6 protein-coding genes and 1 pseudogene are annotated in these 5715 nt (G+C 72.4%); 4 read left to right on the forward strand and 3 right to left on the reverse strand.

What is annotated here, in order from left to right; genetic code table 11:
- The 3 genes and pseudogenes from AB0C29_RS30605 to rarD all read left to right on the forward strand — a co-directional run.
- Positions 1-1176 (forward strand): annotated as a pseudogene (locus AB0C29_RS30605) (type VII secretion protein EccE); the annotation flags it as partial.
- Between the two features lie 174 nt (positions 1177-1350).
- Positions 1351-1734, forward strand: a complete 384-nt coding sequence (locus AB0C29_RS30610) for a phage holin family protein (RefSeq protein WP_360827364.1) — start codon at positions 1351-1353, stop codon at positions 1732-1734.
- Between the two features lie 90 nt (positions 1735-1824).
- Positions 1825-2772 (forward strand): EamA family transporter RarD, encoded by a 948-nt coding sequence (gene rarD / locus AB0C29_RS30615; RefSeq protein WP_360827367.1) that lies wholly within the window; start codon positions 1825-1827, stop codon positions 2770-2772.
- Positions 2773-2785: 13 nt separating this feature from the next.
- Here the strand turns inward: rarD and AB0C29_RS30620 are convergent, their stop codons facing one another.
- From AB0C29_RS30620 to AB0C29_RS30630, 3 genes are all read right to left on the reverse strand, one after another.
- The gene (locus AB0C29_RS30620) at positions 2786-3493 is read right to left on the reverse strand and encodes a zf-HC2 domain-containing protein (protein WP_360827370.1); all 708 of its coding nucleotides are present in this window, start codon (positions 3491-3493) and stop codon (positions 2786-2788) included.
- Entirely contained in the window at positions 3490-4005 is a 516-nt protein-coding gene (locus AB0C29_RS30625) for a sigma-70 family RNA polymerase sigma factor (protein ID WP_212989641.1), read from the reverse strand. Before AB0C29_RS30625 ends, AB0C29_RS30620 begins: the two co-directional genes overlap by 4 nt.
- 90 nt (positions 4006-4095) lie before the next feature.
- Entirely contained in the window at positions 4096-4890 is a 795-nt protein-coding gene (locus AB0C29_RS30630; protein WP_212989640.1) for an IclR family transcriptional regulator, read from the reverse strand.
- A 153-nt stretch (positions 4891-5043) separates the two neighbouring features.
- On the opposite strand from AB0C29_RS30630, the gene AB0C29_RS30635 reads away from it, so the two are divergent.
- Positions 5044-5715 (forward strand): MFS transporter (locus AB0C29_RS30635; RefSeq protein ID WP_360827373.1); only part of this gene is annotated, 672 nt, incomplete at its 3' end.

The raw sequence follows: 5715 nt of genomic DNA on the forward strand, positions 1-5715 counted from the left end.
CCGGAGGAGGACCTCCGGCGGGCCCTGTCCGGTCTGGTGCGCAAGCTGCTGCGCCGGCTCGGCCCGTCGCCGGCCCGGCCGCTCGGCGTGGCCGCGGCCCTGCGGGTGGTCGCGGAACTGGCCCACGACGACGGCATCGGCGCGGCCCAGGAGACCTGGCCCGGCCTGCGCGTGGGCAGCCTGACCCAGGCCACGTTCCGGCTGCGCCGCTGGCCCGACCTGCGCATCGAGACCTCCCGCCGGCTGGTGGCCCGGCTGCTGACCCTGCCGGCGGCCGCGACGACGGTCGCGCTGGGCGTCGGCCCACGCTCCGCCACCGGTACGGACACAGCCACCGACCTGACCGTCCGGCTGGCCGCCCCCGACACCGCGGCCCTCTCCTTCGCCACCCAGGCGCTGCGCAAGCTGCTCGCCGGCGAACACGCCACCGCCCGCCGGCTGGACGGCGAGCACCTCGACGGGCTGACCGCCACCCTGCCGCTGGGCATCCCGACGAGCCCCGGGCTGCCCGGCCGGCCCAGCCCGGACGTGGCCCGCACCGACCTGCTCGACGACCTGCAGCTCCCGATCAGCAACGCCGGCCTGATGATCGGCAGCAACCGCAAGGGTGAGCCGGTGATCGCCCGGCTGTTCCGGCCCGAGCAGACCCGGGCGCTGCTGGTCGGCGGCGTGCGCTGCGCCCAGCTGGTGGCGTTGCGGGCGATGGCCCTGGGCGCCCGGGTGGTCGTGCAGACAGCGCGTCCGCAGGCCTGGGAGCCGTTCGTCCGGGGCGCGGCGGTGCCCGGCGAGGCGATCGCGGTCATCCCGCCGGGCCGGGCCGTGGAGATCCCGCCCGGCTCGGCGCTGCACCCGCTGCTCGTGGTGGTCGACATCGGCCCGGTGGGCGCCGACAACCGCCCGGGCGCCGGCTGGCAGGCCACGCTGGTGGTCCGCGACGACTTCAGCCCGGCCGACGCCGACGCGGCGTCCCGGGCCGACCTGCTGCTCGTGCAGCCGCTGCGCCCGGAGGAGGCGACCCTCGTGGGCGCGGCCCTGGGTCTGGGCGAGGCGGCGAAGTGGCTGACCCAGATCCGCGCCGACATGGTCGGCGTGATCAACCGGCGCGCGGTCCGCTGGGCCGTGCTCTCCCAGACCCCGATCGAGGCTCAGCTGATCGGCCCACCGGTCCGCGGCTGACCCGGCCCGGCTGACCCGGCCCGGCAGATCAGGCCCGGTCGGGTCCAGGCCGGCTCATCGGGCCGGCCTGACCGGGCCCCGGCGAGCGACGCCGGTGGATCGAGGACAACGACCTGGACAAGATCGGGGAGTGTCGCCCCGCCGGGTGGCCCGGGCATGGCACCATCCCGTGCCATGGGCATCCTCATCCGGCTGGTCATCACCGCCGTATCGCTGTGGATCGCGACCGTGGTGATCGACGGCATCCGCCTCACCACGGACTCCCTCGGGGGTCAGATCGGCACGCTGCTGGCCGTCGCGGCGATCTTCGGGATCGTCAACGCGGTGCTGCGGCCGATCATCAAGACCATCGGCTGCGGGCTCTACGTGCTGACCCTGGGACTCATCTCCCTGGTCATCAACGGCCTGCTGTTCCTGCTGGTCAGCTGGATCGCCGGGCAGTTCGACCTGCCGTTCCACGTGGACAACTTCTGGCCCAGCGCGATCCTGGGCGCTCTGCTGGTCGGCGTCGTGAGCTGGGTGCTCAACATGCTGGTCCCGGACGGCGGCGACGACTGAGCCCAGCGTGGGCCGCCACCGCCCGATTGGCCTGGTGAGCTAGAACATAAGCAAGGAGCGGGCCCGCCGCCGGCACCTTACGGTGAGGGCATGGGCGAGGAACGGCGAGGCTATCTGTACGGCCTCACGGCGTACGCGTTGTGGGGCTTCTTCCCGATCTACTTCAAGCTGCTCGCGCCGTCCCCGCCGCTGGAGATCCTCGCGCACCGGGTGATCTGGTCCGTGGTGTTCGTCAGCCTCGTGCTGCTCGCCCTGCGCAACGTGCACTTCCTCGGCCGCATCGTGCGCGACCGCCGGCTGCTCGGCGGCATCACGCTCGCCGCCGTGCTGATCGGCGTGAACTGGGCGACCTACATCTACGGCGTCAACTCTTCGCGGGTGGTCGAGACAGCCCTGGGCTACTTCATCACGCCGCTGGTCGTCGTGCTGCTCGGCGTGACCGTGCAGCGCGAACGGCTGCGGTTGTGGCAGTGGATCGCCATCGGGTTCGGCGCGCTGGCCGTCGCGGTGCTGACCGTGGACTACGGGCACCTGCCGTACATCGCGCTCGCGCTGGCCGCCAGCTTCGGGTCGTACAGCCTGATCAAGAAGCGGCTCGCGCTGCCGCCCGCCGAGGGCCTGTTCATCGAGTCCGCCGTGCTGGCGCTGCCCGCGCTGGGCTACCTGGGCTGGCTGAACGCGACCGGCGGCGCGGAGTTCGGGCATGTGTCGGTCTGGCACACGGTGCTGATGCTGCTGTCCGGCGTCGCTACCGCCGTACCGTTGATGCTCTTCGCCGCCGCGGCCAACCGCGTGCCGCTGGTCGGCATCGGCATCCTGCAATATGTCGCGCCGATCCTGCAGCTCGCCTGCGGGGTGCTGCTCTTCCACGAGCCGATGCCGCCGGCTCGGCTGGCCGGCTTCGCGCTGGTCTGGGTCGCGCTGATCATCTTCACCGTGGACGGGCTGCGGGGCGCCCGGGCCGCCGCCAAAGGGAGGACGGCGGCCGCCGCAGCGGCCGCCACCGCCGAGCCGGCCGCCGCCCTTCCGCCGCGCTGACGAGCGGAACCCGTCAGGGCACGTCGTAGGAGAGCAGAGTCCGATCGTCCGTACGCACCAGCGCCAGCCGGGAGAGCGTCCCCGCGGTGAAGTGCGTCAGGCCGGACATCTTGACCTCTTTACCGGGTGAAGCCGTCCACGAGCCGAGCTGCTCACTCTCGTCGTCGGGCCCGTACGCCATCAGCCGGATCGTGTACGGCTCGGACGCCGCGTCACCCTTGTTGTAGAAGCAGATCAGGTTGATCCGGGTGCCGCCGCCGGCCGAGGCCAGGTTGATCCGGGCGGTCACCGGCACCCGCTCGTTCGCCGGCGTCATCGCGACCGTCGGGCCCGGCACCGACGGATCCGGCGCGCCACCGCGGCCCATCCAGAACACCGCGCCGATGCCGACGATCAGCGCCAGGCAGGCCGCCGTCAGCGCCGAGCCGAGGACCCGCCAGCGGACCCGGCGGCGTTCCTCCCGTCGGGTCGACTGGGCCGCCATGACCAGGTCCGGCATGCTGTTGCGCCGGGACCGCGGGGGCGGCAGGTCAGGGGCGAGCAGCTTCTCGAAGTCGTCGGGGTCGAGCCGGCCCAGCAGGCCGGGCAGGACAGCGATGTCAGCCACGGCTTCGCGGCAGAAGGAACACGTTGCCAGGTGCCGCTCGTAGGCGGCGCGCTCGGCCGGCGACAGGGCGCCGAGGACGTACGCGCCGTCGTCGTGCTCGTGGTCGCATCTCATCCCGTCACCCCCATCTCGTCCAGAACCAGGCGCAGCGAACGCAGCGCGTAGTGCGTGCGCGACTTGACCGTGCCGGGCGGCACCCCCAGCCGCGCGGCGGCCTCGGCCACCGAACGCCCCTGGTAGAAGCACTCCACCAGGACCTCGCGGTGACTCTGGGACAGCCGTCCCAGGGCTTCCGCGACCGTCCAGGCCTCCACGGCCCGGTCGGCCTCGTCCGCGCTGGGCGGCGGCTCGGGAATCATGTCGGTGACCACCTCGCCCACCCGGACCGACCGGCGTCGCCAGGCGTCGATAGCCAGGTTGCGCGCGGTGGTGAACAGCCAGGACCGCACCGCGCCGCGTTCCGGGTCGAGCGCTTCCGGGTAGCGCCAGGCCCGCAGCAGCGTCTCCTGCACCAGGTCCTCCGCCCGCTGCCGGTCGCCCCCGGAGAGGCGTACGGCGTGCGCGAACAGCGCTTCCCCGTGCTCGTCCTGCAGCGCACGCAACAGCTCGGCATCCTGATCCTCCAAGCCTGCCGACCTCCTCCGCGCGTTCCAACCCGTACTACGTGCAGTGGGGTCGGGCGGTTCAACGGAGTCTTAAGCCGGCAGTTCAGCAGGTCAGGCGGTGGCGGCGTCCCCCGCGGAGAGGGCTTCGGCGACGCTGCGGGCGGCGGCGGTGAGCTTGGCCCGGACGACCCGGGCGGAGGTCAGCATCTCGGCGGCCGGCAGGGCGCAGGCCAGCACGAGCCGGCGTTCCATGTCCCGGTCGGCGACGACGTTGACCGCGGCGCAGGCCAGGCCCTGACGGAACTGGCCCATCTCCAGCTGCATCCCGCGGCGCTCGCCGGCGGCCAGGTCGGCCTCGAGCGCCTCCGGCGAGGTCAGCGTGGCCGGGGTGAACGCCCGCATGCCCCAGTCCCGCAGATAGCGGGCGCGCTGGTCGGCGGTGAGCGTGGCGAGCAGCGCCTTGCCGAGCGCGGTGGCGTGACCGCCCTCGTCGAAACCGGGCACCATGTCGTCCATGAACGGCGACCGGGCACCCTCGGCGGACGCGGTCACCGCGATCCGGCCGCCGACGAAGCGGCCGAGATAGTGGCTGTAACCGGTCTCGACCGCGGCCCGGCGCAGCGCCTCACCGACGGAGGGCGGCCCGCGGAAGGCGGAGACCAGTTCACGGTACCGATCCGCGATCTCCAGACCGACGATGTAGGTGCCGTCCTCGCGACGGATCACGTAGCCCTCGTACGCCAAGGTACGGACAAGGTGATACGTCGTCGCAACGGTCAGCTCGCATCGCCGAGCGATCTGTTTCACGGTGAGTCCGCGCGGGGCCCGACCCACCGATTCGAGTACACGCAAGGCGCGTGACACGCTCCGGATGAGATCTGACGGCTCCGCCAGGGGGTCGCGCACAGCCACCTCCGACGCCGGGGACTTACACCATATGAATAATCTTCCTCCGACGGAATGCCTGAAGCGTGTCGACCATGACTGATATCTACGCGACGTGTGGTCATTAACACTCACCGTCTTGGCTTCCGCCGGTCCGGGCATACTCTGCGACTGATGGCCGAACCGTTGAGCAGCCCCGCCGAAACCGCCGCGACCAGCGCGAACGTAATATCCCCGCGGCGGGCCGTGACGAGCGCCCTCACCACCACCATCGCCTGTTCGGTCCCGGTATTCCTCGTCGGCGGTCTCGCGGTCCAGATCAGCGACGAACTCGGATTCGGCCCGGCGGGCCTGGGACTGGCGGTCTCGGCCTACTTCGGCGCCAGCGCACTCGCCTCCGTGCCGGCCGGCGCACTCGTGGAACGCTACGGCTCGACCACGATCGCCCGGGCCGGCATCGCCCTGGCGGCGGCATCCCTGCTGACGATCGCGGTCGCGGCCCGCTCACTGTGGAGCCTCATCGCGATCCTGGCCCTGGGCGCGGGCGCGAACGCCATGGGCCAGCTGGCGAGCAACACCAGCCTGTCCCGGCACGTACCGGTCCGGCGGCAGGGCCTGTCGTTCGGCGTGAAACAGGCGGCGATCCCCGTCAGCTCGTTGCTCGCGGGCGCGGCCGTACCGGTGGTGGCTCTGACCCTGGGGTGGCGGTGGGCGTTCGTCTTCGCCGCAGCCGGCGCGGTCGCCGCGCTGTGGCTGGTCCCGGTCGAACGCGAGGACGGCCGGGCGGCCAAGGCCGCCGGTGGCGAACGGGCCACGGCGGCGCTGATCGTGATCGGCATCGGCGCG

This window comes from Actinoplanes sp. NPDC048791 (assembly GCF_040650095.1).
Lineage (GTDB): Bacteria > Actinomycetota > Actinomycetes > Mycobacteriales > Micromonosporaceae > Actinoplanes.

What these genes read in the sequence shown, in the direction of transcription:
- AB0C29_RS30610 (WP_360827364.1), top strand. Translation starts at nt 1,351, where the DNA reads ATGGGCATCCTCATCCGGCTGGTCATCACCGCCGTATCGCTGTGGATC.
- rarD (WP_360827367.1), top strand. Translation starts at nt 1,825, where the DNA reads ATGGGCGAGGAACGGCGAGGCTATCTGTACGGCCTCACGGCGTACGCG.
- AB0C29_RS30620 (WP_360827370.1), bottom strand. Translation starts at nt 3,493, where the DNA reads ATGAGATGCGACCACGAGCACGACGACGGCGCGTACGTCCTCGGCGCC.